Annotated in this window: 22 protein-coding genes and 2 tRNA genes; 15 read left to right on the forward strand and 9 right to left on the reverse strand. The window is 68.5% G+C overall.

Features of this window, described 5'->3' with window-relative positions; translation table 11 throughout:
* A partial coding sequence (locus K1Y73_RS15450; protein WP_404819097.1) for an ATP-binding protein occupies positions 1-539 on the forward strand: 539 nt, incomplete at its 5' end.
* Between the two features lie 94 nt (positions 540-633).
* On the opposite strand, the gene K1Y73_RS15455 is transcribed toward K1Y73_RS15450, so the two are convergent.
* Both K1Y73_RS15455 and K1Y73_RS15460 read right to left on the reverse strand, forming a co-directional pair.
* Positions 634-708, reverse strand: a tRNA-Asn gene (locus K1Y73_RS15455).
* A 91-nt stretch (positions 709-799) separates the two neighbouring features.
* A complete protein-coding gene (locus K1Y73_RS15460; protein ID WP_225029206.1) occupies positions 800-1,708 on the reverse strand; it encodes an MBL fold metallo-hydrolase in 909 nt (302 codons plus the stop codon).
* 15 nt (positions 1,709-1,723) lie between these two features.
* Here K1Y73_RS15460 and K1Y73_RS15465 point away from each other — a divergent pair, with 15 nt between their 5' ends.
* Positions 1,724-3,049: an ATP-binding protein gene (locus tag K1Y73_RS15465; RefSeq protein ID WP_225029207.1), complete on the forward strand. Its 1,326-nt coding sequence runs from the start codon at positions 1,724-1,726 to the stop codon at positions 3,047-3,049.
* Positions 3,050-3,208: 159 nt separating this feature from the next.
* On the opposite strand, the gene trpE is transcribed toward K1Y73_RS15465, so the two are convergent.
* The 7 genes from trpE to fabI form a co-directional block, all read right to left on the reverse strand.
* Positions 3,209-4,717 (reverse strand): anthranilate synthase component I, encoded by a 1,509-nt coding sequence (gene trpE / locus K1Y73_RS15470; protein WP_225029208.1) that lies wholly within the window; start codon positions 4,715-4,717, stop codon positions 3,209-3,211.
* On the reverse strand, positions 4,714-6,588 hold the full coding sequence (locus K1Y73_RS15475) for a peptidylprolyl isomerase (RefSeq protein WP_225029209.1): 1,875 nt from the start codon (positions 6,586-6,588) through the stop codon (positions 4,714-4,716). The genes trpE and K1Y73_RS15475 overlap by 4 nt, the downstream gene beginning before the upstream one ends.
* Before the next feature lie 107 nt (positions 6,589-6,695).
* On the reverse strand, positions 6,696-7,889 hold the full coding sequence (locus K1Y73_RS15480; protein WP_225029210.1) for an aminotransferase: 1,194 nt from the start codon (positions 7,887-7,889) through the stop codon (positions 6,696-6,698).
* Entirely contained in the window at positions 7,874-8,404 is a 531-nt protein-coding gene (locus K1Y73_RS15485) for a DUF2127 domain-containing protein (protein WP_225029211.1), read from the reverse strand. The genes K1Y73_RS15480 and K1Y73_RS15485 overlap by 16 nt, the downstream gene beginning before the upstream one ends.
* Positions 8,405-8,409: 5 nt before the next feature.
* The gene (gene gpt, locus K1Y73_RS15490) at positions 8,410-8,934 is read right to left on the reverse strand and encodes a xanthine phosphoribosyltransferase (protein ID WP_225029212.1); all 525 of its coding nucleotides are present in this window, start codon (positions 8,932-8,934) and stop codon (positions 8,410-8,412) included.
* 12 nt (positions 8,935-8,946) lie between these two features.
* Positions 8,947-9,561 carry a LysE family translocator gene (locus tag K1Y73_RS15495; RefSeq protein ID WP_225029213.1) on the reverse strand — a complete coding sequence of 205 codons (615 nt, stop codon included), beginning with the start codon at positions 9,559-9,561 and terminating at the stop codon, positions 8,947-8,949.
* Positions 9,561-10,391: an enoyl-ACP reductase FabI gene (gene fabI / locus K1Y73_RS15500; RefSeq protein WP_225029214.1), complete on the reverse strand. Its 831-nt coding sequence runs from the start codon at positions 10,389-10,391 to the stop codon at positions 9,561-9,563. Before fabI ends, K1Y73_RS15495 begins: the two co-directional genes overlap by 1 nt.
* 103 nt (positions 10,392-10,494) lie before the next feature.
* On the opposite strand from fabI, the gene pdxH reads away from it, so the two are divergent.
* The 13 genes from pdxH to K1Y73_RS15565 all read left to right on the forward strand — a co-directional run.
* A complete protein-coding gene (gene pdxH / locus K1Y73_RS15505; RefSeq protein ID WP_225029215.1) occupies positions 10,495-11,136 on the forward strand; it encodes a pyridoxamine 5'-phosphate oxidase in 642 nt (213 codons plus the stop codon).
* A gap of 113 nt (positions 11,137-11,249) precedes the next feature.
* Positions 11,250-11,807: a cold-shock protein gene (locus tag K1Y73_RS15510; protein WP_225029216.1), complete on the forward strand. Its 558-nt coding sequence runs from the start codon at positions 11,250-11,252 to the stop codon at positions 11,805-11,807.
* A 50-nt stretch (positions 11,808-11,857) separates the two neighbouring features.
* The gene (locus tag K1Y73_RS15515; RefSeq protein WP_225029226.1) at positions 11,858-12,301 is read left to right on the forward strand and encodes a DUF192 domain-containing protein; all 444 of its coding nucleotides are present in this window, start codon (positions 11,858-11,860) and stop codon (positions 12,299-12,301) included.
* A gap of 98 nt (positions 12,302-12,399) precedes the next feature.
* A tRNA-Pro gene (locus K1Y73_RS15520) sits at positions 12,400-12,476 on the forward strand.
* A gap of 98 nt (positions 12,477-12,574) precedes the next feature.
* Complete coding sequence (locus K1Y73_RS15525; protein ID WP_225029217.1) at positions 12,575-14,017, forward strand: protein adenylyltransferase SelO; 1,443 nt, start codon at positions 12,575-12,577, stop codon at positions 14,015-14,017.
* Positions 14,018-14,069: 52 nt separating this feature from the next.
* Positions 14,070-14,624 carry a helix-turn-helix domain-containing protein gene (locus K1Y73_RS15530; RefSeq protein ID WP_225029218.1) on the forward strand — a complete coding sequence of 185 codons (555 nt, stop codon included), beginning with the start codon at positions 14,070-14,072 and terminating at the stop codon, positions 14,622-14,624.
* Between the two features lie 151 nt (positions 14,625-14,775).
* Positions 14,776-15,972 (forward strand): glycine C-acetyltransferase, encoded by a 1,197-nt coding sequence (locus tag K1Y73_RS15535; protein WP_225029219.1) that lies wholly within the window; start codon positions 14,776-14,778, stop codon positions 15,970-15,972.
* Positions 15,972-17,012, forward strand: coding sequence for an L-threonine 3-dehydrogenase (gene tdh / locus K1Y73_RS15540; protein ID WP_225029220.1), 1,041 nt, complete (start codon positions 15,972-15,974; stop codon positions 17,010-17,012). Before K1Y73_RS15535 ends, tdh begins: the two co-directional genes overlap by 1 nt.
* Before the next feature lie 619 nt (positions 17,013-17,631).
* Complete coding sequence (locus K1Y73_RS15545) at positions 17,632-18,843, forward strand: OpgC family protein (RefSeq protein ID WP_263626653.1); 1,212 nt, start codon at positions 17,632-17,634, stop codon at positions 18,841-18,843.
* Positions 18,840-20,402, forward strand: coding sequence for a glucan biosynthesis protein (locus K1Y73_RS15550; RefSeq protein WP_225029222.1), 1,563 nt, complete (start codon positions 18,840-18,842; stop codon positions 20,400-20,402). The genes K1Y73_RS15545 and K1Y73_RS15550 overlap by 4 nt, the downstream gene beginning before the upstream one ends.
* Before the next feature lie 11 nt (positions 20,403-20,413).
* A complete protein-coding gene (gene mdoH, locus K1Y73_RS15555) occupies positions 20,414-22,084 on the forward strand; it encodes a glucans biosynthesis glucosyltransferase MdoH (RefSeq protein ID WP_225029223.1) in 1,671 nt (556 codons plus the stop codon).
* A gap of 158 nt (positions 22,085-22,242) precedes the next feature.
* Positions 22,243-23,199, forward strand: coding sequence for an AraC family transcriptional regulator (locus K1Y73_RS15560; protein ID WP_225029224.1), 957 nt, complete (start codon positions 22,243-22,245; stop codon positions 23,197-23,199).
* A gap of 81 nt (positions 23,200-23,280) precedes the next feature.
* Positions 23,281-25,404 (forward strand): vWA domain-containing protein (locus K1Y73_RS15565; RefSeq protein WP_225029225.1); only part of this gene is annotated, 2,124 nt, incomplete at its 3' end.

Here is a 25,404-nt window from a genome sequence, read left to right on the forward strand (position 1 = left end):
ATGAGGGGATCGAAGAGGCGCTGGACGAGATGCGCGGCCGCGCGGCGGCGGCCCAGGCCCGAGCGGCTCGTTATGAGCGCGAGGTGAAGGCGCTCGCCCGGCTGCGCGAGGCGCTGGACGGCGCCCGCCGCGCCGCGCGCGAGGCCTATTTCGGCCCGGTCCTGCAGGAACTTGAGCCGCTTCTGTCGATCCTGCATCCCGGCGCCGGCCTGCAGATCGACGATGAAAGCCTGCTGCCGGTGGCGCTGACCCGCGACGGTCAGGACGAGGGGCTGGACATCCTGTCGGGCGGCACGCGCGAACAGCTGGCGGTGCTGACCCGGCTGGCCTTCGCCCGGCTTTTCGCCCGCGCCGGACGGCCGGTGCCGGTGATCCTGGACGATGCGCTGGTCCATAGCGACGACGACCGGATCGAGGCGATGTTCACCGCCCTGCACCGGGTGGCGCGCGACCAGCAGATCCTGGTCCTGACCTGCCGCCAGCGGGCCTTCGCCTCGCTGGGGGGCGAGCGTCTGCGGGCGCGGGTGGAACCGGCCTGACGGCCGCCTTGCGGGCGGGCCGGGCTGGGGGCGCGGCGGGCGAGGGGCGGGAATGAAAGAAGGGGTCAGCGTTCCCGCTAACCCCTTGATCTTTTGGCTCCGGCGGTAGGGATCGAACCTACGACCAATTGATTAACAGTCAACTGCTCTACCGCTGAGCTACGCCGGAACACGGGGGCCGTATAGCAAGGGCTTCGGGGGGCGACAAGGGGCAAAAGTCGGGCGAAAGGCGGTTTCGTGACAGGGGCGTGAAACCGGGCTCAGGCCGGGCGGAAGCGGGCCTGGGGCAGGGGCAAAGGCTCGGCGGTGATCAGGGATCTTTCCGCAAGATCAACCAGATGCGCCAAGGCGTTGCGGCTGGCTGCCGGCAGAAGGGCCGCAGCCAGGCCCGGATAGGCGCGGGCGGTGATCTGGGCCAGGTCTTCCGCGCCCGCCCGCACCGCCGCCAGGATCTGCGCCTCGCGCCCGCGGCGATGGGCGACCAGCTCGGCCAGCCGCGCCGCCGGATCGCGGATCGCCGGGCCATGCGTCGGCAGCATCAGCCGCCAATCGCGCGCCTGCAGCCGGGCCAGCCCGGCCATATAGGCGCCCATGTCGCCCTCGGGCGGCGAGACCAGGCTGGGCGCCCAACCCATCACATGATCGCCGGAAAACAGCACATCCCCCCAGGCGAAGCACAGATGCTCGCCCATATGGCCGGGCATGTGCAGCACCTCAAGCGCCCAGCCCGCGCCGGTGACCCGGTCGCCCTCGGCCAGCGTCAGGTCGGGCCGGAAGCCGTGATCCACCCCTTCGCCGCCGCCCTGAAGCCCCTCAGCCGCCAGGCGCCGCATCAGCGCCGTGCGCCCCGATCCGGCCGGCCCGAAGGCCTGCACCGGGGCGCCGGTCGCATGGGCCAGCGCGGGGGCCAGCGCCGAATGGTCAAGATGCGGATGGGTGACGAGAATTGCCGTGACGCGCGCACCGGGGGGCAGAGCGGCCAGAATCGCCTGCAGATGCGCCGGATCGTCGGGCCCCGGGTCGATCACCGCAATTTCGGTGTCGCCCAGCAGATAGGTCGTCGTGCCCGGCCCGGTCATGGCCGAGGCATTGCCCGCCGCCACCGCCCGCACCCCCGAGGGCAGCGCATCCACCGCCGCCACGTCGCTCTTTCCATCCCCGTCCCGCATCGTTAGCCTCTGCCCATGTCCATATCCCGACGCCTGATCCCGGGCGGCCTTTACGGGCGCGCCGCGCTGATCCTGATCCTGCCCATCGTGGCGATCCAGCTGATCGTGTCCACCGCCTTCATCCAGCGGCATTTCGAAGGCGTCACCGAACAGATGGCGCGCGGGGTGGCGATCGACCTGGCCTTCGTCCTGGCCGAGTTCGAGGCCGGGGCAACTCCGGCCCAGGCGCTGCAGCGCGCCCAGGCCGTGGCGGGGCCCTTGCAGATCGTGCTGGCCTTTCCCGCCGGGCCCGAGGCGCCCGAGGGCGATATCCGCGCCTTCTACGATGTCTCGGGCCGGGCGATCATCCGCACCCTGCGTGGCGCGCTGGAGGGGCTGGAGGGTGCCGATGTCTCGGGCAGCGACCGGATCGTGCATCTGCGCTTTGCCACCCGCTATGGCGATCTGCAGGCCGATCTGTCGCGCAAGCGGCTGTCGGCCTCGAATCCGCATCAGCTTCTGGTGATCATGCTGCTGGCCTCGGTGCTGATGACGGTGATCGCCTATTACTTCCTGCGCCGGCAGCTGCGCCCCATTCGCCAGCTGGCCAATGCGGCCGAGGCCTTCGGGCGCGGCGAAAGGCTGAGCTTCCGGCCCCGCGGCGCGCAAGAGATTCGCGCGGCGGGGCGGGCGTTTCTGGACATGCGCAACCGGATCGAGCGGCAGATCGAACAGCGCACGCTGATGCTGTCGGGGGTCAGCCATGACCTGCGCACGCCCTTGACGCGGATGCGGCTGGGCCTGGCCTTCCTGCCCGAGGATGACGAGGTCAAGGCGCTGCAGGGCGATGTGGCGCAGATGGAGCGGCTGGTCGATGAATTCCTGGCCTTCGCCCGCGGCGATGCGACGGAAGGCGGGGTGGAAGAGGCGGATGCGCTGACACTGGCCGGCGAATTGGTCGAGGCGGCGCGGCGCGGCGGTGGCGATGTGGCGCTGCGCCCGGTCGAGGGCCGGGCCCAGCCGGTGCGCATCCGGCCCGAAGCGGTGCGCCGCGCGCTGGAGAACCTGATCGGCAATGGGCTGCGCCATGGCAACCGGGTCGAACTGTCGCTGCGCTTCACGCCCCATGCGCTGATCTTCGCGGTCGAGGATGACGGGCCCGGCATCGCCGAGGACCGCCGGGACGAGGCGCTGCGCCCCTTCACCCGGCTGGAAGCCGAGCGCGATCCGAACCGCGGCGGCGGCGTGGGGCTGGGCCTGTCGATCGCGGCCGACATCGCCCGCGGCCATGGCGGCGCGCTGAGCCTGGGGCGCAGCGACAGGCTGGGCGGGCTGAAGGCCGAGTTTTCGGTGGCTCTGTAACCGCAAGCCCCGGGGGCGCTTCGTCCCCCGAACCCCCCGAGGATATTTATCGACAGATGAAAGCGGCAACCGTGCGGCTGAGTTCATCTGTCCTTAGATATCCCCGCCGGAGGCACCCGCCGCTGGATCTGGGAGACTTGGTCGGGCGGGGGCGGGGGCCTAGCCGTTGCCGCGGCCGGTGAACAGGCCCGCATCCTCGGCCGCGCGGCGCAGGGCGAAGGACTTGTTGACGGTTTCCTGATACTCCGCCTCGGGATCGCTGTCATAGACGACGCCGCCGCCGGCCTGGATGTACAGTTTCTCGTCCTTCAGCACCGCCGTGCGCAGCGCGATGCAGAAATCCATCTCGCCATTGGCGGCGAAATAGCCGACGCCGCCGCCATAGACGCCGCGCTTTTCCGGCTCCAGCTCGTCGATGATCTCCATCGCCCGCACCTTAGGCGCGCCCGACACGGTGCCGGCGGGCAGGCCGGCCAGCAGGGCGCTCAGGGCGTCCTCTCCCTCGCGGATCTCGCCCACCACGTTCGAGACGATATGCATCACATGGCTGTAGCGTTCGATGATGAATTGCTCGGTCGGATGCACCGTGCCGATCTTGGCCACCCGACCCACATCGTTGCGGCCCAGGTCCAGAAGCATCAGATGCTCGGCCAGTTCCTTCTTGTCGGAGAGAAGGTCCTGTTCCAGCGCGCGGTCTTCCTCAGGCGTGGCGCCGCGTTTGCGGGTGCCGGCGATCGGGCGCACCGTCACTTCGCCATCGCGCAGCCGGACCAGGATTTCCGGGCTGGCGCCCACGACCTGGAAGCCGCCGAAATTGAAGAAGAACATGAAGGGCGAGGGGTTGGTGCGGCGCAGCGAGCGGTACAGCGCGAAGGGCGGCAGGGCGAAGTCCAGCGACCAGCGCTGCGAGGGCACGACCTGGAAGATGTCGCCGGCGCGGATGTAATCCTTGGCGGTCTCGACCGCGGCCTTGTAGGCCTCGTGGCTGAAATTCGAATGCGGTGCGCCGACCGCAGCGCTTTGGCCCAGATCGCGTTGGGCGGGCGGGGCGCGATCCAGATCGCGCAGCGCGTCCATCACCCGTTCGGCCGCCTGGGCATAGGCCGCCCGTGCCGACAGGCCCGAGGCGGCCCAGGCCGGCGCCACCAGCGTGACCTCGCCCTTCACCCCGTCCAGCACCGCGACGACCGAGGGCCGCATCAGGACCGCATCGGGCAGGCCCAGCGTGTCGGGCGGGCAATCGGGCAGGCGTTCGACCAGCCGGATCATGTCATAGCCCAGATAGCCGAACAGCCCGGCCGAGACGGCGGGCAGGCCCTCGGGCGTGTCGATCCGGCTTTCGGCGATCAGCGCGCGCAGATTGTCCAGCGGATGGCCCGATTGCGGCTGGAAGGCCGTGGCATCGAACCGCGCCTCGCGGTTGATCTCGGAGGCCTCGCCGCGGCAGCGCCAGATCAGATCGGGTTTCAGCCCGACGATGGAATAGCGCCCGCGCACCTCGCCGCCGGTCACCGATTCCAGCATGAACGTATCGGTGCGCGCCTCGGCCAGCTTCAGCATCAGCGAGACCGGCGTGTCCAGATCGGCGGCAAGCCGCGCCCAGACCAGCTGGTTGCGGCCTTCGTTCCAGGCGCGTTCAAAGCTTTCGAAAGCGGGTTCCAGCTTCATTGCAGGCTCGTGTTCACGGCATTGATCGCCGATTCGTTCAACTGGATGCCGACGCTGTCCTGCAGCGCCTGGGCAAAGCCCTGCATCGCATCGGCCGAGATCGCCTGTTCGATCTGCGCCGCAAGGGCGGCCTTCATCGCCTGGGCATCCGTGCCGTCCTCGGCCGCGGCATGGACGGCATCCAGCCGCACCAGGGCCACGAAATCGCCCTCGACGATCACTTTCAGATCGCCCGGCTGCAGCGCGAAGAGATCGGTCATGAAGGCCTTGGGCGCGCCTTCGACAAAGCCGTCACGGGCGATTTCCGAGGTCACCTCGACAATGCCCAGCGTGCCCAGCGCCGCGCCGGCCTCGGCCTTGGCCTTGAACTCCAGCGCGCGGTCGGACAGGGCCTTGTCCAGCGCCTGGCGGTGCCAGGCCTCGGTCACCTTGTCCTTGGCGGTCTCGAAGGGGATCGGCGCGGCGGGCACGGTGTCCTTGAATTCCAGCGCCACCACGCCGCCGTCTTCCAGCACGATCGCTTCGGGGAAATCGCCCGCCTTCACCGCATCGGCGGCCTGACGGAAGGCCTGATAGCCCTCGACCGGCTCGGTGCCCTGCTGGCCCGGCACATGGTCGAGCGTGGCAAATTCCATGCCCATTTCCTTGGCCAGATCGGCCAGCGTCTCGCCCCCGGCCAGCAGATCGTCGATCTGTTCGGTCTTGTCGGCGATGGCGCGGCGGGCGGCATCCATCTTGATCTCGGCGGCCAGCTCGTCCTTGGCCGCGTCAAAGCTGGTCTCCTGGCCTTCCAGGATCCCGTTCACCCGATAGAGTGCCGGGCCCAGATCGCTGTCGGCCGCGATCACCGCGCCTTCGGCGGCGGCAAAGATCGCCGCCCCCGCAGCCCCCAGGTCCTTTTCCGACACATCGCCCATGTCGACCGCATCCATGGTCAGGCCCCGCGCCTCGACCAGGGCCTCGAACGTTGTGCTCCCGGCCTCGAAGCTGGCCTTGGCCGCATCGCGTGCCGCCGCATCGGGATAGACCAGCCGTTCCACCAGGCGCCGCTCGGGCTGGACGAATTCGTCGATCCGGTCGTCATACATCTTCTTCACCACCGCCTCGTCCACCGGCTGGGTGTCGGCGATCATGTCGGGCAGAAGCAGCGCATAGTCGATGCGCTTCGACTCGGGCTTGGTGAAGGCGTCGATATGGGCGTCGTAATAGGCCTTCAACTCGTCCTCGGTCGGGGCGGGCAGGGGCGCTGCCAGATCGGCCTCGGTCATGCGGATCATCGAGAAGCCCCGCCGCTCGGCCACATAGCGATACAGCGCATCGGTCAGCGCCTGCGGCGCGACGAAGCCGCCCGTCACCGCACCCTGCAGGATCGAGCGGGCCACATCGCCGCGCGTCGCGGTTTCGTATTCCGTCTCGGTCCAGCCGTTCTGCTGCAGCGCCATCTTGTAGGTGTCGCGGTCGAAGCCGCCGGTCAGGCCCTGGAAGCTTTGCTGCTTGCGGATCTCGGCCGCGACCGTGGCATCGCCCACCGAAATTCCGGCGCGGGCGGCTTCATTGTCCAGCGCGGCGCGGGTGACCAGATTGGCCAGCGCCTGCTTGTCCAGCCCGAAGGCCAGGGCTTCGGAAACGCCGATCCGGGTCCCGATCTGCTGGCTCAGCATGTCGACCTGCTGGCGCACCGCGCGGGCATAGTCCTTCACCGTGATCTCGCTTGTGCCGACCGAGCCGACGGCCGCGCTGCCGGTCGCGCCGAAATTCGTCACGCCGAAACCGCCCAGACCGGCGACCAGCATTGCCAGCAAAAGCCAGCCCATCACCGTTGTGCCCCGCTTGCGCGGCTTCTTGGTTTCGCTGTCGGTCGCTTTGGCCATGGTCGGGATCCGGCTGCTTGGGTCTGGTGAAGGTGTCTAGAGGCAAGGGGGGCGCGGGGCAAGGGCGGGAAGCCCCGCCGCCGCGCGCCTGCCGGCGCCCCCCGTGATCAGGGGCGGAAGGCGGCCAGGCGGCGGAACAGCTCGGCAATCCCCGCCGCATCGACATTGGCAAAGGCGATGCGGATCTGCCGCTTGCCGGCGGGGCTGTCTTCGGGATGAAACATCGTGCCCGGCAGCATCAGGATCGCGCAATCGTCGACCAGCCGCTTGCACAGCACGTCCGAGCCCATCTCGAACGGATGTTCCACACAGGCGAAATAGGCGCCGCAGCCCAGAAGCTTCCAGCCCGCAAGCGCATGGAACCCCGCCTCCATCGCCTTGCGGCGCGACAGGATCTCGTCCCGTTCGCCCGCCACCCATTGCCGCAGGTTCCGCATCCCCCACAGCGCGCCGATCTGGCCCAGCTGGCTGGGGCAGATCGCGACGCAATCCAGGAACTTCTCGACCTCGGCCAGCCGCTCGGCCGAAGCGATCACCGATCCGACGCGATGGCCGGTCAGCCGATAGGCCTTGGAGAAGCTGTACAGCTGCACCAGCGTCTCGGGCCAGGCGGGATCGGTGAACAGATCATGCGGGCGGCCGCCCCGTTCCACCGAATGGCGGCTGTCGAAATCGCGATAGGTTTCGTCCAGCACCAGCGCCAGGCCGCGGTCGCGCGCCAGCGCGTAGAAGGCCGCGACCGTCTCGGCCGGATATTCCACCCCGCCGGGATTGTTCGGCGTGACCAGCACGATGGCGCGGGTCTTTTCGGTGATCAGCGCCGCCGCCGCCTCGGCCGAGGGAATCAGCGTGGCGCCGGTGTCCAGCGGCACCGTCACCACGCCCTGCATGTCGAACCACATTTTATGGTTGAAATACCAGGGCGTCGGCAGGATCACCTCGTCGCCGGGGCCGGCGATCGAGGCCATGATCGCGCAGAAGGCCTGATTGCAGCCCTGGGTGACCGCGACCTGTTCGGGCGCGATGGCGCCGCCATAGGCGGCCGAGAACTGGCTGGCGATTTCGGCGCGCAGGGCGGGCAGGCCCAGGACCGGGCCGTAGAGATGCGCCTGCGGATCGTTCAACGCCGCCTCGGCCAGCGCCTGGCGCAGCGCCAGCGGCGGGCTTTCCACCGGGGCGGCCTGGCTGACATTCAGCAGCGGCCGGTCCTCGGCGAAGGTCTTGCCGGCGATCCAGCGCCGCGCCTCCATCACCGGCGGCGGATCGGTGGCCAGGAAGGCGGGGTTCAGGGGGAGGGACATGGCTTTCTCTCCTTCAGCCGGGACGTCATCGCCCGGGCGCGGGCGGGATTGCGCCGCATGGCGCGGTATTCCTGCCAGACCAGCCCGATCATCATCAGGTCGAACACCGCCAGCGCGCCCAGAAAGGGCGAGCCGCTGTGCAGGAACTCGATCCCCTCGTAGCCGGCGAACCCGGCCAGGGCCAGCATGGCGACCGGATAGGCCCAGGCGACATGGGCGATCAGCAGCAGCATGAAGCCCAGCTTCAGCCCGCCATGGAAGGCCAGATAGACGCCGTAGAAATGCTGGTCGGCCAGCGGCAGCGCCTGCGCCAGATGGCGGGCGAGGCTGGCCATCCGCTCATGCGGCTGTTCGGCAATATCGTAGCGGGTCAGCCATCCGGTCAGGCGCTGGATCGCGGAATTGGGCGTCAGCAGCAGACCAAGACCCGCCAGCGCCTCAAGCCCGCCCATGACGGCCTTGATCGTCGCCCCGGCCTCGAACAGCCAGTGCAGAAGGCGCGGGCGGGGCTGCATCGGCGTCAGTCTGAGCCGCGATAGGGCTGGACGTATTGCAGTGCCATGTCCCAGGGGAAGAAGATCCAGGTGTCCTGGCTGACCTCGGTCACATAGGTGTCGACCTGGGGCTTGCCATGCGGCTTGGCATAGACGGTGGCCAAATGCGCCTTGGGGTAAAGACTGCGGATCAACTCCAACGTCTTGCCGCTGTCGACCAGATCGTCGACCACCAGTATGCCGCTGCCATCGCCCATCAGATCGGCCTGGGGCGATTTGATCACCATCGCCTCGCGGCGCTGATCGGCCTTGCCACCGCCGGAATGGTAGGATTTGACGCTGATCGTGTCGATCACCCGGATGTCCAGCTCGCGCGCGACGATCATCGCTGGCACCAGCCCGCCCCGGGTGATTGCCACCACGGCGCGCCACCCGCCGCCCTCGGCCGGCCCCTTGCCGTCCAGCCGCCACGACAGCGCCCGCGCGTCGCGGTGGATCTGGTCCCAGCTGACATGGAACCCCTTCTCATGCGGCAGGCGGTCGGAGGACATGGGCGAAACCTCTCAGGTGGCGGCGACCTTGATCCCCAGCAGCGCAAGGCAGGCACCGAAGCTGCGGTCGATCAGGGTTTTCAGGCTGATATATTTGGCGCGGGTGCGGTCAAGCGAGAAAATGCGCGCGACCAGCGTATTCCACACGGTCTCGTTCAGGAAAACGACGGCCAGCAGCGCGGCATAGACCCAGGCGGGCGTGCCCTGCGGCACGGTGCCCAGGAAAATGGCGGAAAACATCACCGCGGGCTTGGGGTTGGCCAGCTGGGTGAACAGCCCCAGGCGAAAGGCCGAGGCCGGAGAGCGGGGCAGTGCGCGATCCTCGCCCTGGGCCAGCGGCAGGCTTGCGTCGCGCCACAGATGCCAGGCCATCCACAGAAGATAGGCGCCGCCGCCGATCTTCAGCGCCCAAAGCGCCCAAGGGGCGACGGCGAAGACCAGGTTCAGCCCGAACATCGCCGCCGAGGCCCAGACCACCGCGCCGGCCCCGATCCCGGCCGCCAGCATGGCGCCGGTGCGGAAGCCCTCGGTCAGTCCGGTGCGGGCCGACATCAGCACGGCTGGGCCGGGGCTGACGGCTGCGAACAGCGAAAGGCCCGCGAAGGCCAGAAAGGCCCCCGGTGTCATCATTGGCCGCCTTCGACCCGCCCGGTCACGATCGAGATGTCGGGCGCGTCGATCGCCTTCATGCCGACGACATGATAGCCGGCATCGACATGCAGATTCTCGCCCGTCGTGCCCGATCCCAGATCGGACAGCAGGTAAAGCGAGGCCTTGCCCACCTCTTCCTGCGTCACATTGCGGCGCAGCGGCGAGTTCAGCTCGTTCCACTTCAGGATATAGCGGAAATCGCCGATGCCCGAGGCGGCCAGCGTCTTGATCGGCCCGGCCGAGATCGCGTTGACCCGGATGCCCGATTTGCCGAAATCCTCGGCCAGATACTTGACGCTGGCTTCCAGCGCGGCCTTGCACAGGCCCATCACGTTGTAATGCGGCATGACCTTTTCGGCGCCGTAATAGGTCAGCGTCAGCAGGCTGCCGCCCGGCCCCATCAATTCGCCCGCGCGCCGGCAGACGGCGGTGAACGAGTAGACCGAGATGTCCATCGACATCAGGAAATTGGCGCGCGAGGTGTCGGCATAGCGGCCGCGCAGCTCGTTCTTGTCGGAAAAGCCGATGGCATGGACCAGGAAATCCAGCCCGCCCCATTCTTCCTTCAGCGCCGCGAACAGCGCATCCATGCTGTCGTCGCTGGCGACATCGCATTCATAGAGCAGCGGCTTGCCAAGGCTGGTCGCCAGCGGCTCGACGCGCTTCTTCAGCGCCTCGCCCTGATAGGAAAAGGCCAGCTGCGCGCCTTGGGCGGCAAGGGCCTGGGCCACACCCCAGGCGATCGACTTGTCATTGGCAAGGCCCATGATGAGGCCGCGTTTGCCCGCCATCAGTCCGGTTGACATTCCCTGTCCCTCACCCTCCCTTACGGCTTGTTGACGAAGACGTGTAGGCGGAAAGCCGATCTGCCGCAAGGGCGGGCAAAACGCCGATTGAAGGAGAGTGGTCATGGCGGAAACCAGCAGCGAAAACGTTCCGCGCAGCGGGATTTTCGCCGGGGACGACCCGTTCGTGATCGCCCGCCGCTGGCTGGCCGAGGCCGAAACCCAAGAGCCGAACGACCCGAATGCCATCGCGCTGGCCACCGTCGATGCCGCGGGCCTGCCCAATGTGCGCATGGTGCTTTTGAAAGAGATCGAGGCCGAGGGCGGCGGCGAGGGCGCCTTCGTCTTCTATACCAATTACGGATCGAAAAAGGCGCAAGAGATCGAATCCGCCGGTCAGGCCGCCTTCGTGCTGCACTGGAAATCGCTGCGCCGGCAGATCCGGGTCCGCGGCACCGTCACGCGTGAAGATGGGCCGGCGGCGGATGCCTATTTTTCCAGCCGCAGCCTGAAATCCCGGCTGGGCGCCTGGGCAAGCCGGCAGTCGCAGCCGCTGTCTTCGCGTGAGGCATTGATGGCGGAAGTGGCGAAGGTCACCCTGGCGCAGGGCACCGCGCCGCGCCGGCCGCCCTTCTGGGGCGGCTACCGGATTCGGCCGGTGGAAATCGAATTCTGGGCCGATGGCGCCTTCCGGTTGCATGACCGCTTTCGCTGGACGCGAACCGAGTCTGCCTCGATCTGGGCGATCCAAAGGCTTAATCCCTAAATTTTGCAAAGCCGTCCCGTTTTCTGGACCCGTTTGTCGATTTCCTCTTGAATCTTGGCCCAGTTAGGCGCCATCAACGGCCTGGGGCTTCATCTGGGGAGATAGCCTTTGAAATGATCGACGAAGATAAGGCCATGCAAGTGTTGCAGGGCCGGGTGAAGTGGTTTGATCCGGCTAAAGGCTTTGGCTTTATCGTATCCGAGAGTTCAAGCGCCGATATTCTGTTGCATGCCAATGTGTTGCGCAACTTCGGGCAAAGCTCGGTTGCTGATGGAGCAGGCATCAAAGTCCGGGTTCAGGCCACGCAGCGCGGCGTGCAGGCTGTAGAAGTACTGAAGATCGAACCGCCCGAGGGCGTCGCTTTGCCGCTTGGCGAAGAGGCTGGTCTGCTTGGGACCGAAGAGCTGCTTGCGCTTGCTCTCGAACCGGCGCGGGTCAAGTGGTTTGACAAGGCCAAGGGCTTCGGGTTTGCGAATGTCTTTGGCCGTCCTGAGGATGTGTTCATCCATATCGAGGTGCTTCGCGTCTCGGGGCTTGCCGATCTCGCCTCGGGCGAAGCGGTGGCCTTGCGGGTGATCGAGGGGCGGCGCGGCCGGATGGCCGTGCATGTGCAAAGCTGGGAAACCGCCTTGCACGCGCCGCAGGAAGAACCACAGGAAGAGCCGCGGTGATCCGCGGTCCCGGCCTCGGCGGGGTGGCTTGGGCGGCGGGTTTCGCCGTCATGGTCGCTTCGGCGGGGCCCGGCCTTGCCGCCGGCAGCTGTTCGGCGGCAAGGGTCGATTTGCGCGGGCCCGACCTGCGCCAAAGCTTTGCCGTCGAGGTTGCCGATGATGCGGCCGAACGGGCGCAGGGGCTGATGCAGCGCCCGCAGATGGATCCCGATCGCGGGATGCTTTTCGTCTATGAATCCCCCCGCCGCGCGCAGTTCTGGATGAAGGACACGCTGATTCCGCTGGACATGATCTTCGCCGATTCCGCGGGGGTGGTGACGCGGGTTCATGCCGATGCCGTGCCGCTGGACGAGACGCCGATCGATGGCGGCGAGGGCGTGCGCTTCGTGCTGGAAATCAACGCCGGTCTGGCCAAGCGGCTGGGCATCGCGCCCGGCGTGGAATTGCGCCATCCGGCGATTTCGGACGCGGCGGCCGCCTGGCCCTGCCACTGACCCGGGCCGCTTGCGGGGCTTGCGAAAATCCCGCGCCGCGGCCCGAAGCGCGCAGATCCGCTTCCCCTTCCGCCGCGGCTGCGCTATGGGGCGGGCGTCGGGGCGTAGCGCAGCCTGGTAGCGCGACTGTTTTGGGTACAGTAGGTCGTGAGTTCGAATCTCGCCGCCCCGACCATTTCCGCTTCGTGACAGGCTGACTAGGACTGGCAGGCTGTGAAACTCCGGTCCCAGCCCCTATCTTCAGGGGCAACCGAACCGGCAAAGGGCCTGGCGATGAGCTTCCGCTTTGACAATTCCTGGTTGCGCGATCTGGATGGCAGTTTCCTGCGGCTTGCGCCCGATGCGGCCCCCGCACCGCAGCTTCTGGTCTTCAACCGCCCGCTGGCGCAGGAATTGGGCCTTGATCCGGCGGTGCTTGAGGCCGAGGGCGCGGGCTGGTTTTCCGGCGCCGCGCTGCCCGAAGGGGCCGAGCCCGCGGCGCTGGCCTATGCCGGGCATCAGTTCGGCGGCTTCTCTCCGGTCCTGGGCGACGGGCGCGCGCATCTTCTGGGCGAATTCCTGACGCCCGACGGGTGGCGCTTCGATCTGCAGTTGAAAGGCTCGGGCCGGACGCCGTTTTCGCGCGGCGGCGATGGCAAGGCGGCGCTGGGGCCGATGCTGCGGGAATATCTGATCTCCGAGGCGATGGCGGCCCTGGGCGTGCCGACCACGCGGTCGCTGGCGGTCGTCACCACGGGCGAGGCGGTGCGGCGCGAGGATGGGGCGCTGCCGGGCGCGGTGCTGGCCCGGGTGGCCGCCAGCCATATCCGCGTCGGCAGTTTCCAGTTCCATGCCGCGCGGGGCGATGCGCCGCGGCTGAAGGCGCTGGCCGATTACGCCATTGCGCGCCATTACCCCGACCTGGCCGGCACGCCGCAGCCCTATCTGGCCTTCTTCGATGCCGTCACCGCGCGGCAGGTCGATCTGATCGCGCGCTGGATGGGCCTGGGCTTCGTCCATGGCGTGATGAACACCGACAATATGGCGATCTCGGGCGAGACGATCGACTATGGCCCCTGCGCCTTCATGGAAGATTACGCGCCGGGCACGGTGTTTTCCTCGATCGACCGGCAGGGCCGCTATGCCTGGGCCAATCAGCCCTTGATCCTGGCCTGGAACCTGGCCCGGCTGGCCGAGGCGCTGCTGGGGCTGTTCGATGCCGATCCCGAGCGGGCGGTCGATCTGGCCAATACCCGGCTTGAGGCGATTGCCGGCGCCTATCGCGCGGCCTGGCTTGCGGTGATGCGCGGCAAGCTGGGGCTTGCGGCCGAGGCGCCCGAGGATGGCGCGCTGGTCGACGATCTGCTGGCGGCGATGCAGGGCGCGGATTGGACGCTGGTCTTCCATCGCCTGTCCGGCGCCGTCGCGGCCGACACGGCGGCGCTGCGGGCGCTGTTCCCGGATTTTGCCGCGATGCAGGCCTGGCTGCCGCGCTGGCGGGCGCGGCTGGGCGCGTGCGCGCCCGAGGCCGTGGCCGCGCAGATGCGCGCGGTCAATCCGGCGGTGATTCCACGCAACCATCGGGTGGAAGAGGCGCTTGCTGCCGCCGGTGCGGGCGACATGGCGCCGTTCCAGGCGCTTCTGGCCGCGGTGCAGGCGCCGTTCCGCGAGGATGAGGCCTATATGCTGCCCGCGCCCTCGGGCTTCGGCCCCTATGTCACCTTCTGCGGCACCTGAACGGGCGCCGCTTCGACTTGACCGCGCCCGCGCCACGGCGTTTCCTGTGCGCATGACCGAGACGCTTGACCTTCATGACCGGCTGGCCCAGTCGCTGCGCAGCGCGCGCAAGGCGCGGGGCCTGTCGCTGGATGCGGTGGCCAAGCTGTCGGGCGTGTCGCGCAGCATGGTCAGCCAGATCGAGCGCGCCGAATCCTCGCCCACCGTGGCGACGCTGTGGAACCTGACCCAGGCGCTGCAGCTGGATTTCGCCGGTCTGATGGAGGGGCGCACGCGCCCGGGCATCGAGGTGACCCGCGCCGGCGCCGCCCCGGTGATCCAGCGCGGCGGGGTGCGGATCCGCATTCTGTCGCCGGCCGAGGCGGTGGGCGAGAACGAGGTATACGAGCTGGATTTCGCCCCCGGCGCGGCGCTGGTCTCGGATCCGCATGGCCCGGGCTGCCGCGAGCATCTGACGGTGATCGAGGGGCGGCTGCGGCTGGTGTCGGGTGACGAGGCCGAGGCGCTGGGGCCGGGCGATGTGGCGCGCTACCCGGCCGACCGGCCGCATCAGATTGCCGCCGAAACCGGTGCTGCGCGCGCGATCCTGATCGTTCAGAACAGCTGAGACCCCGGGGGCGCTTCGCCCCCCGGACCCCCCGAGGATATTTTTGCACAGAGGAAGGCGGCAGGGATTCCGGTTTGGCGGAGCATATTCCGTTATGTTGACGGAAGCGTGGGGATTGGTCAGTATCCAGGAAAGCGGAGGAGATTCTGTGATGACGGATTCGGGTCGGGCGGCGTTTCTGGACCATCTGGGCGGGATGCTGGCGGGGATTCGTGCCGAAGGCCTGTGGAAGGACGAGCGCGCGATCGAGGGCGCGCAGGGTGCCTGGGTGCAGATGGACGGGCGGCGGATGCTGAACCTTTGCGCCAACAATTACCTGGGCTTGGCGGACGATCCTCGGCTGGTGGCGGCGGCGTCTGCGGCGATGGAGGCGGCGGGCTATGGCATGGCCTCGGTGCGGTTCATCTGCGGCACCCATCAGATGCATCGGGCGCTGGAGGCGCGGCTGGCGGATTTCCTGGGGATGGACGACGCGATCCTGTTCGCCGCCTGCTTCGACGCCAATGGCGCGGTGTTCGAGCCTCTGCTGGGGCCGGAAGATGCGGTGGTCTCGGACAGTCTGAACCATGCCAGCATCATCGACGGCATCCGCCTGTCGAAGGCGCGGCGCTTTCGCTATGCCACGGGCGACATGGCCGATCTTGAGGCGCAGCTGCGCCAGGCCCGGGCCGAGGGCGCGCGGCATATGCTGATCGCGACCGATGGTGTCTTCTCGATGGATGGCACCTTCGCGCCTTTGGCCCAGATCCGGCGCCTGGCCGATGCCCATGGCGCGCTGGTCATGGTGGATGACTGCCATGCCACGGGGTTTGTGGGCGCGCAGGGTCGGGGCACGCCCAGCCGCGCCGGGGTGGCGGTGGATATTCTGACCGGCACGCTGGGCAAGGCTTTGGGCGGGGCGCTGGGGGGCTATGTCGCGGGGCCGCAGCCGGTGATCGACCTGCTGCGCCAGCGGGCACGGCCCTATCTGTTCTCGAACGCGCTGCCGCCGGCCGTGGTGGGCGCGGGGCTGGCGGCCTTGGACATCGTGGAAGGGGCCGACGATCTGCGGGCGCAGCTGTCCGACAATGCCGCCTATTGGCGCGCGGGCCTGCAGGCGGCGGGATTCCGGCTGCTGCCGGGCGAACATCCGATCGTGCCGGTGATGCTGGGCGATGCGGTTCTGGCGCAGCGCATGGCCGCGGCCCTGGCCGAGCGCGGCGTGCATGTGGCGGGCTTTTTCTTTCCGGTCGTGCCCAAGGGCCAGGCGCGGATCCGCACCCAGATGAATGCGCGGCTGACGCGTGAGGATCTGGATTTCGGGCTGGCGGCCTTTGCCGAGGCCGGAAAAGCGGTGGGGGTGCTGTGATGAAGGCTTTGGTCAAGGCGCAGGACGGCGAAGGGCTGTGGCTGGAAGACCGGCCGCTGCCGGAGATCGGGCCGGATGACGTGCTGATCAAGGTCCAAAAGACCGGGATCTGCGGCACCGATGTGCATATCTGGAACTGGGATGATTGGGCGCGGCGCACCGTGCCCTTGGGCCTGATCACCGGGCACGAATTCGCAGGCGAGATCGTGGAACTGGGTCGCGATGTCACCGATCTGGCAGTGGGGCAGCGCTGCTCGGGCGAGGGGCATCTGATCGGCACCCATTCGCGGCAAAGCCGCTCGGGCCGGTTCCATCTGGATCCCGAAACCCGCGGCATCGGCGTGAACGAGCCCGGCGCCTTCGCCGAATATCTGCGCCTGCCGGCCTTCAACGTCGTGCCCTTGCCCGAGACGATCCCGGATGAGATCGGCGCGATCCTCGATCCTTTGGGCAATGCGGTGCATACGGCGCTGTCCTTCGATCTGGTGGGCGAGGATGTGCTGATCACCGGGGCGGGGCCGATCGGCATCATGGCGGCGGCGGTGGCGCGGCATGTCGGCGCGCGTCATGTGGTGATCACCGATGTGAACCCCGAGCGGCTGGCCCTGGCGGGGCAGGTGGCCGACATCGTGCCGGTCAATGTCGCGACCGAGGATCTGCGCGCGGTGATGGGGCGGCTGAAGCTGGTGCAGGGCTTCGATGTCGGCATGGAGATGTCGGGCAATGCCGCGGGCTTCGATCAGATGGTCGATGCCATGGTCATGGGCGGGCGAATCGCCATGCTGGGCATTCCCCCGGGGCGCAGCGCCGTCGACTGGTCGAAAATCGTCTTCAAGGCGCTGACGATCAAGGGCGTCTATGGCCGCGAGATCTTCGAGACCTGGTACAAGATGATCGCCATGCTGGAAAACGGGCTGCAGATCGGCCGGGTCATCACCCATCGCTTTCCGGCCGCGCAGTTTCAGGACGGATTCGCGGCGATGCGCTCGGGCCGGTCGGGCAAGGTGGTGCTGGACTGGGCGCAGCCGGGCTGGCGCTAGGCCGGTCCGGAAAGAATCACGGTTTCCAGGGACTTGCGTCTCGATCTTGAAGTTTCGCGCCGGGGCGGGGCAGGCTGCGCCGTAATCTTGCCAGTGTCAATCTCTGGTCGGCCCTTGCCGGGCTGACCCTGCCCGGATCCGCGCGTTTCGGCAGGATATCGCGCGGCGGGCCGGGGCGAGGGGCGGCTTCTCGCGCAAATCCGGCCGCCTTTCGGGGCCGGGGGAACCCTGCACTGCCCAGCTGTGTTAAGCACCCGGATGCTGCAGATGCAGTATGCCCATCGCGGCGTCGGCCCCGTGCGGGACCGGCTGCTTTTCGGGCAGATCGGCGGAAAGGTGCTAACGGGTTACAGCTTGATGACACAACGAGTTGTTTTCAAACGAATCACCATTGATTGCGCGCGGTGGCCCGGTTATCTGGGCGCTGCAGAAGGATGCTGCGATTGCAAAGGCACGCAGCGCGGAAACTGTGGCGACGGCGGGTCCACCCGGCGGAAGGCAACGTGCCGACCGTCCGGGCTTTGGCCGTGTGAGGCGCGACGTGACGAGCGTTGATCATTTCCCGCCCGAGGCGGGGGCGGCGAAGAAGGGGCCGCGGGCAAAATCGAGGGACCTGCGGTTGGATTTCTTCCGCGGCCTGGCCCTGATCATCATTCTGGTCAACCATCTGACCGACAACCCCTGGGCACTTTGGACACCCTCGCGCTTCGGCTTCTCCGATGCGACCGAGATCTTCGTCTTCTGCTCGGGCCTTGCCTCGGCGCTGGCCTTCGGGGCGGTATTTGCCCGGGCCGGCATGCTTCTGGGCACGGCGCGGGTCCTGTACCGGGTCTGGCAGGTCTATTGGGTGCATATCGGCCTGTTCTTCTGCGGGCTTCTGGCGATGCTGGTGCTGAACCAGTCGGGCTGGTTCCCGCGCGACGAGGTGGGGGCGCTGAACCTGTACCCGTTCCTGCGCAACACCGGGCCGAACCTGATCGGGCTGTTCACCCTGACCTATGTGCCGAATTATTTCGACGTGCTGCCGATGTATATCGGCATCCTGGCGATGATCCCGGCCTTCGTTCTGGTGGCGCGCATCGACGTGAAGCTGGCCTTCCTGTGCAGTCTGACGCTTTGGGCCGTGGCCCAGGCCGGCTGGCTGGACCTGCCGGCGGAATGGTGGTTCGCCAATGGCTCGACCCGGACCTGGTTCTTCAACCCCTTTGCCTGGCAGCTGGTCTTCTTCACCGGCTTCGCCCTGGCCTCGGGGTGGCTGCCGGCGCCGCCGCAGCGCGCCGATCTGGCCTGGGCGGCCGTGGCGGTGGTGCTGCTGACGGTGCCCTTCGCCTGGCATGTGTCGATCGGCAGCTTCGAATTCGTGCGCAACTGGCGCAGCGACTGGGTCATCCTGCATGACAAGACCCATTTCGGCCTGCTGCGCTATGTGCATTTCCTGGCCCTGGCCTATCTGGCCTGGGTGGTCGTGGGGCCGGCCGGGGCGCGGCTGACCGCCGGGCCGCTGCGTCGCCGCGTGACGGCGGTCGTGGCGCTGATCGGTACGCAGTCGCTGGCGGTCTTCGCCATGTCGATGGTGCTGGCGCGGGTTCTGGGCGCGGTGCTGCGGCTTTACGAATTCAGCTTCGCCGCCACGGTGGCGGTCAATCTTCTGGGCGTTCTGGGCCTTGTCCTGACCGCCTGGGCGACCGGCTGGATCAAATCGGCGCCCTGGAAGGCCGCGATGCGGCAATCGGGCGGAACGCATGCTGCATCTGCAGCGTTGGCAAGACAGGACCTGGCAGAGGCGCCCGCGGGCGCCCCGGTCCCGGCAAGAGTTGAGGTGAAGGCATGAGCGCATCGGTCGCTCTGACACGGCGGGGCATTCTGGGCTCGGCACTGGCACTGGCTGCGGCACCGCGGGCGCTTTGGGCGCAGGACGCGGCGCCGGGCAGCCATGGCGTCACTTTGGGCGAGCCCACGCCCTTCAGCCGCGAAACCGTGGTCGAGGCGGCCCGGGCGCTGGCCGCCCAGCCCTATGCGCCGCCGCCCGAGATTTCGCAGGACTGGCGCGGGCTGAGCTATGACCAGTCGCGCGAGATCTGGTTCGAAAGCCTGAATGCGCTGTATCGCGGCACCGACAGCCCCTTCGCGGCCGAGATGTTCGTGGCCAGCCTGTACCAGACCACGGAAGTCTCGATCAACGCGGTCGAGGATGGCCAGGCGCGCCCGGTCAATTTCGAGCTGCGCCTTTTCGCCACCACCGACCGTTTCCCCAGCCTGCCCGAAAGCGGCACGGGCTTTTCGGGCTTCCGTCTGACCCATCAGCTGGAAGAGCCGGGCAAGTACCAGGAATTCGCGGTCTGGCAGGGGGCCAGCTATTTCCGCGGCATCGGGCGGGGCCAGACCTATGGCATCTCGGCCCGCGGCATCGCGCTGCGCACCGGATCGGCCGAAGGGGCCGAGGAATTCCCGATCTTCCGCAGCTTCTGGATCGAACGCGCCGCCCCCGGCGCGCCCGAGGCCGTGGTGCATGCGCTGCTGGACGGGCCCTCGGTGACCGGCGCCTATACGTTCCGCATCACCGAAGAGGCTTCGACCGAGATGGTGGTCGAGGCGGTTCTTTTCCCGCGCGTGGCGCTGGACGAGGTGGGGCTGGCGGCGCAGACGTCCATGTTCCTGTTCAACGATCTGAACCGGATGCGCTTTGACGATTTCCGCGAAGGCGTGCATGACAGCGACGGGCTGCTGGTTGCCAATGGCGCGGGCGAGCATCTGTGGCGGCCCTTGATGAACCCGGTCGAAGGGGTGGAGCTGAGCTCGTTCTCGGATGTCAATCCGCGCGGCTTCGGCCTGATGCAGCGCGCCCGCGATCCTGCGGCCTATGGCGATTTCGAAGCCTTCTACGAGCAGCGCCCCTCGCTTTGGGTCGAGCCCTTGGAAGATTGGGGCCCGGGCCGGGTCATGCTGGTCGAGATCGCGGCCGACAAGGAAATCTACGACAATATCGTCTGCTTCTGGCGCCCCGAGGCGCCTTTGGAAGCCGGCGCCGAGACCCGCTTTTCCTATCGGCTGTACTGGGGCGAAGGCGCCCCGCCGGTCGAGGGCGAAGTGGCGCGGGTGCAAGCCACCCGCACCGGTGAGCGTGTGTTCGAGGAGGGACGCATCTTCACCATCGACTACGAACCGCATCCGGCGCTGGGGGATGATCCCTCGATGCTTGAGGCGCGGTTCACCGCATCGGCGGGCGAGATGCGCCATGTCGATGTGAAGCAGAATCCGGCGACGGGAGGCGTCCGGTTGGCTGCAACGCTGATCCTGCCCGAAGACCGGCCCACCGAATTGCGGGCCGAACTTTGGCGCGGGGGCGTGCGTGTTGGAGAAGTCTGGCTTTACCGATGGGTGCCGAGATGACATTGGCCTTGATGAGACCTCTGCGGGGTTTTCAGGCGGCCCCGCCGACGCCGGAACCGCTGGCCATGCCGGACCAGCCTCTGGACTGGACCTTCCGCGATCCGGCAGCCCCGGGCGTGCGCCCGCGGCACAACCGGCTGGCGCGTGCCGCGGTGATGCTGATCCCGCTGGCCGTGGCCACGGGCTTTGCCCGTGTCTCGGCGCTGGCCCTGGCCGATGAAGGCGCCGAGGGCCTGGCCCTGTCGCTTCTGTCGGGGCTGGCGGTGTTCTTCCTGGCGCAATCGACGGTGACGGCGCTGATCGGCGCTTTCCGCCGGGTGGCGCCGCGGCCGGCCTCGGCCGTGCCGGGCCTGCGCGTCGCGATCCTTCTGCCGATCTATGGCGAAGAGGCGGCCGAGGTGATCGGCCGCGCTGCCACGCTGCTGGACAGCCTGCAGCGGCCCGGCCATGCGCATCGCTTCACGCTGCATGTCCTGTCCGACACCCGCGACCCGCGCAAGGTGCTGGACGAGGCGGCGATCGCGGCCAAGCTGGGGGCAGGGCGGCCGGAAGGCGCGATCCGCTATCGCCACCGGGCCCGCAACATCGACTACAAGCAGGGCAATATCCGCGACTGGATGATCCGTCAGGGCGGCGCGCATGATGCGGCGCTGATCCTGGATGCCGACAGTCTGATGGGCGCCGATACGGTGCTGGCCATGGCCGATGCGCTGGTGACCGATCCGGGCTGCGGCCTGGTGCAGTCGCCGGTGATGGTCCTGCCCGGCGAAACCGTCTGGCAGCGGCTGCAAAGCTTTGCCAACCGCGTCTATGGCGGCGCGCTGGGGCGGGGCTATGCGACCTGGACCGGCTCGGAAGGCAATTTCATGGGCCATAACGCCATGGTGCGGGTCAAGGCCTTTGCCGCCTCGGCCGGCCTGCCGCATCTGTCGGGGCCGCGCCCCTTGGGCGGCGTGATCCTGAGCCATGACTTCGTCGAGGCGGCCCTGCTGCGCCGTGCCGGCTGGGGGGTGCGCATCCTGCCCGAGGCGGCCGACAGCCATGAAGAGGCGCCCGAGACGCTGGCTGGCCATATCCGCCGCGATGCGCGCTGGTGCCAGGGCAACCTGCAGCATGTGCGCCTGCTGACCGTGCCGGGGCTGAACTGGGTGTCGCGCTTCCATCTGTTCTCGGGGGCGATGGCCTATCTCGGCTCGGCGCTGTGGCTGGCGATCCTGGTTCTGGGCACGATCACCGGCGGCGGCGGGCCCTGGCTGATGGTCGCGGTCCTGGCGATGCTGATGGCGCCGCGGCTGATCGGGCTGATCGACCATCTGGTGCGCGTGGGCGTGCCGAAGGGGCGCCGTCTGGCCTTTGCCGGCACCGCGGTGATCGAGTTCGTGGTGGCCACGCTGGTTGCGCCGGTCATGCTGGTGCAGCATGTGATCATCATCGCCCGGGCTTTGGGCGGGGTCGACAATGGCTGGATGCCGCATGAGAAGGGCAGCCTGTCCTTCGCCCGCGCGCTGAAGCTGCATGCGCTGGAAACCGGGCTTGGCGTGGCCCTGCTGCTGGGGATCGAGACGGGGATGCTCAGCCTCTGGCTGGCGCCGGTGGTGCTGGGGCTGATCCTGTCGGCGCCGGTGGCGATGCTGGTGGGCGCGCGCGGTCATTGGCTGGCCGAAGCCGGCTGGCGCGCTTAAGGCGCGGCGGTTCCGGCACGGTTTGGGGCGGAAAGCGGGCGGCCTTCGGGCCGCCCTTTTTCGTCTGCCGCGCCAAAAGGCTTGCGGGGCGGGGCGATCTGGTGTGCCATGATCGGGATTTGACCCTTCCCTTGCCCCGACCCTTGTCACGAGCTCGCATGCCGCATTTCACCCTGCGCACCGCCGATCTGGATCAGCGCCATCGCGTGGCCGAGTTCGAATCCATGGCCGCGAATATCTGCAAGCTGGCCATCGACCCCGCGGATGAAACCTATCGCTCCTCCACCTCGATCGCGGTTCTGCCCGATGCGGTGATCGCCGACACGCTGCATTCGCCCTGCCGCACCCGCCGCACCGCCCTTCTGGCGGCCGAGACGGGCGACAATATCCTGCTGCATGTGCCGCTGTCGGGCGGCTTCACCATCCGCCAGGACCGCGGCGCCGAGGTGGAATGCGCGCCCGGCCAGGTCTATCTGGACCCAAGCGAAGTGCCGGGCCTGGCGCGCTTCGTGCCGGAAACCAGCCGCATCCTGTATCTGTCGATCCCGCGCGCGGCGCTGCTGGCCGCCGATCCCGGCTTCAACCCGGCGCTGCGCCAGGTCACCGGCGCCTCGCCGCAATGGCGGCTGCTGATCGGCTATGCCCGCGCGCTGCATGCCGAGGCGGGCAGCCTGCCGGTCGAGGATCTGCAGCTGTCGGTGCAGCATCTGCAGGATCTGCTGCTGCTGGCGCTGGGGGCCGACCGCGAGGCTGCGCTGATCGCCGAAGGCCGGGGCGGGCGCGTGGCGCGGCTGAAGGCGATCAAGGCCGATATCGAGGCGCACCTGACCCTGCCCGAGCTGAACTCGGCCTGGATCGCGGCGCGGCACGGCATCTCGGATCGCTATGTGCGCCGGCTTTTCGCGCAAGAGGGCACGTCTTTTCCCGACCATGTCGCGCTGCGCCGGCTGATGCGGGTGCATCGGCAATTGACCGACCCGCGCCATGCCCACCGCTCGATCAGCCAGATCGCGCTGAATGCCGGGTTCGGAGATGTGTCCTGGTTCAATGCCCGTTTCCGCGCGGCCTTTGGCGCCACCCCCTCCGAGGTGCGGGCGGCCGCGCTGGTCCGCTGACCCCGGCTTCGGTTCCGCTGGGCCCAAGATCGCCCGGTCCTTCTTGCCCATAGTGCGCGCGCATAACGGGCGGAGCGGAAGATGCGGCAAGGCGGGCGGATCGGGCGGATGGCCCTGGGGCTGGTGGCGGGACTGGCAGGATGGGCAGGCGCGGGCGCGGGCGCGGCCCTGGCCGAGACGCCGGCCACGATCATCGTCCTGGACGGGTCGGGCTCGATGTGGGGGCAGATCGACGGCCGCCCGAAGCTGGAGATCGCGCGTGAGACGGTGGGCAAGGTGCTGGACCAGATCCCGCCGGATCAGACCCTGGGGCTGATGGCCTATGGCCATCGCGAGAAAGGCAATTGCGGCGATATCGAATTGATCGTGCCGCCCGCGCCGGGCTCGGCCGGGCAGATCCGCGATGCGGTGGCGGCGATGCGCTTTCTGGGCAAGACGCCCCTGTCGGATGCGGTGCGCCAGGCGGCCGAGGCGCTGCGTTATGGCGAGGACGCGGCGCGGGTGGTGCTGGTGACCGACGGGCTGGAAACCTGCGCGGCCGACCCTTGCGCGCTGGGGCGCGAACTGGAAGCGGCGGGTCTGGATTTCACCGCCCATGTCATCGGCTTCGGCCTGACCCAGGCCGAGGGCGCGCAGGTCTCTTGTCTGGCCGATGCCACGGGCGGGCGCTATTTCGCCGCCGATGATGCCGATGCGCTGGCCGCGGCGCTGGCGGAAAGCGTGGCGGAACCGGCGGCCGTGCCCGAACCGCCGCGCCCGCGCAGCTACTTCCCCGGCGCGCCGCGGATGGAGGGGCTGGCGCTGGAGCCGACCGGCCAGACCACCGGCCTTGCCGGCGATCCGCCGCCCGAATTTGCCTTCGCGCCCGACGGCACGGCGGCGCAATGCCAGGCCCTGTGCGAGGGGCAGCCGCTTTGCGCGGCCTGGCGCTATGAACCGCCGGGCAGCCTTTTCGTCGCCGAGGCGCGCTGCTTTGCCTATCCGCCCTCGACCGAGATGGATTACCAGCTTTATCCGCCGGAAGAGGGCTGGGTCTCGGGGATCAAGGACGGGGTTCTGATGCTGGTCCGGCCCTATGTGGCGCCGGAGGCTCTGCCCGAGGCCGCGCTGCAGGCGCCTGCCCAGGCGCAGGCGGGCGAGACGATCGCCGTGGGCTGGACCGGGCCCGCCGCCGATCTGGACGTGATCGAGATCGGCCTGCCCGGCGATGGCGAACGCTGGGCCTATGCCTATGTCGCCGCGGGCAACCCCCTGTCGCTGGTGATGCCGGGCGAGCCGGGCAGTTATGAGCTGCGCTACAAGTTCCGCGACCAATGGGTGATCGCCACCGCCCCGATCGAGGTGACGGCGGCCTCGGTCGTGATGGAGGCGCCCGATCAGGTCGCGGCGGGGGCCGAGTTTCAGCTGCACTGGACCGGGCCCAACGCCGATTACGACAATATCCAGATCGGGCCGGCGGGCAGCGACGACTATATCTCTTATGCCTATGTCAGCGCCGGCAACCCGCTGGTGCTGACCGCGCCCGACCAGCCCGGCGCCTATGAGCTGCGCTACAAGCTGTCGGATGCCGAGGTGATCGCGACCCGGCCGCTGCAGGTCGTGGCCGCCGATGCGCTGGCGCCTGCGGCCCTGCCGGTGGTGATCGAGGCGGCGGATGGCGGGCTGGGTCTGGCGGTGTCCTGGTCGGCCGTGCCGGTGGAAGGCCAGGATCTGCCGCCCGAGGCCTGGGCCATGCCCGAGTCTGTGGCGGGCCCGGTCGAGGCCGCGTTCCTGCCCGGCCTCTATGACGTCACGGGTGCGGCCGGCGATCAGGTCTTTGCCGGCCGGATCGAGGTTGTCGCGGGGGGCGAGACCCATTTCACCATTCCGCTGTCGGCCGAGCTGTCGCCCGCGGGCGAAGATCAGGATCAGGGCGCGGCCGATCCGGGTGCCCCGTTGCCCTTGCGGATCAAGGGCGTCTATGACGGCGCCTTCACCAGCTGGGAGGCCTTTGCGCTGGGTGGGCAGGAGACGCTGCCCCTGGCCAGCGGCGCGCCGGCGCCCGGCGCCTGGCAGACGGCGCTGGATCCGGGGCCCTGGCTGATCCGCGGCCTTCATGACGGGGCGGCGGGCGCCACCTATCTGGCGGTGCTGGACGTGGCGCCGGGCCTGGCGCCCGAGGTGACGATCCCGCGGCCGCGCTATGGCGCCGAGCCGGGCGATGGC

This window comes from Xinfangfangia pollutisoli, assembly GCF_020179405.1.
Classification (GTDB): domain Bacteria; phylum Pseudomonadota; class Alphaproteobacteria; order Rhodobacterales; family Rhodobacteraceae; genus Pseudogemmobacter; species Pseudogemmobacter pollutisoli.

What these genes read in the sequence shown, in the direction of transcription:
- K1Y73_RS15460 (WP_225029206.1), bottom strand. Translation starts at nt 1,708, where the DNA reads ATGCGGGACGGGGATGGAAAGAGCGACGTGGCGGCGGTGGATGCGCTG.
- K1Y73_RS15465 (WP_225029207.1), top strand. Translation starts at nt 1,724, where the DNA reads ATGTCCATATCCCGACGCCTGATCCCGGGCGGCCTTTACGGGCGCGCC.
- trpE (WP_225029208.1), bottom strand. Translation starts at nt 4,717, where the DNA reads ATGAAGCTGGAACCCGCTTTCGAAAGCTTTGAACGCGCCTGGAACGAA.
- K1Y73_RS15475 (WP_225029209.1), bottom strand. Translation starts at nt 6,588, where the DNA reads ATGGCCAAAGCGACCGACAGCGAAACCAAGAAGCCGCGCAAGCGGGGC.
- K1Y73_RS15480 (WP_225029210.1), bottom strand. Translation starts at nt 7,889, where the DNA reads ATGTCCCTCCCCCTGAACCCCGCCTTCCTGGCCACCGATCCGCCGCCG.
- K1Y73_RS15485 (WP_225029211.1), bottom strand. Translation starts at nt 8,404, where the DNA reads ATGCAGCCCCGCCCGCGCCTTCTGCACTGGCTGTTCGAGGCCGGGGCG.
- gpt (WP_225029212.1), bottom strand. Translation starts at nt 8,934, where the DNA reads ATGTCCTCCGACCGCCTGCCGCATGAGAAGGGGTTCCATGTCAGCTGG.
- K1Y73_RS15495 (WP_225029213.1), bottom strand. Translation starts at nt 9,561, where the DNA reads ATGACACCGGGGGCCTTTCTGGCCTTCGCGGGCCTTTCGCTGTTCGCA.
- fabI (WP_225029214.1), bottom strand. Translation starts at nt 10,391, where the DNA reads ATGTCAACCGGACTGATGGCGGGCAAACGCGGCCTCATCATGGGCCTT.
- pdxH (WP_225029215.1), top strand. Translation starts at nt 10,495, where the DNA reads ATGGCGGAAACCAGCAGCGAAAACGTTCCGCGCAGCGGGATTTTCGCC.
- K1Y73_RS15510 (WP_225029216.1), top strand. Translation starts at nt 11,250, where the DNA reads ATGATCGACGAAGATAAGGCCATGCAAGTGTTGCAGGGCCGGGTGAAG.
- K1Y73_RS15515 (WP_225029226.1), top strand. Translation starts at nt 11,858, where the DNA reads ATGGTCGCTTCGGCGGGGCCCGGCCTTGCCGCCGGCAGCTGTTCGGCG.
- K1Y73_RS15525 (WP_225029217.1), top strand. Translation starts at nt 12,575, where the DNA reads ATGAGCTTCCGCTTTGACAATTCCTGGTTGCGCGATCTGGATGGCAGT.
- K1Y73_RS15530 (WP_225029218.1), top strand. Translation starts at nt 14,070, where the DNA reads ATGACCGAGACGCTTGACCTTCATGACCGGCTGGCCCAGTCGCTGCGC.
- K1Y73_RS15535 (WP_225029219.1), top strand. Translation starts at nt 14,776, where the DNA reads ATGACGGATTCGGGTCGGGCGGCGTTTCTGGACCATCTGGGCGGGATG.
- tdh (WP_225029220.1), top strand. Translation starts at nt 15,972, where the DNA reads ATGAAGGCTTTGGTCAAGGCGCAGGACGGCGAAGGGCTGTGGCTGGAA.
- K1Y73_RS15550 (WP_225029222.1), top strand. Translation starts at nt 18,840, where the DNA reads ATGAGCGCATCGGTCGCTCTGACACGGCGGGGCATTCTGGGCTCGGCA.
- mdoH (WP_225029223.1), top strand. Translation starts at nt 20,414, where the DNA reads ATGAGACCTCTGCGGGGTTTTCAGGCGGCCCCGCCGACGCCGGAACCG.
- K1Y73_RS15560 (WP_225029224.1), top strand. Translation starts at nt 22,243, where the DNA reads ATGCCGCATTTCACCCTGCGCACCGCCGATCTGGATCAGCGCCATCGC.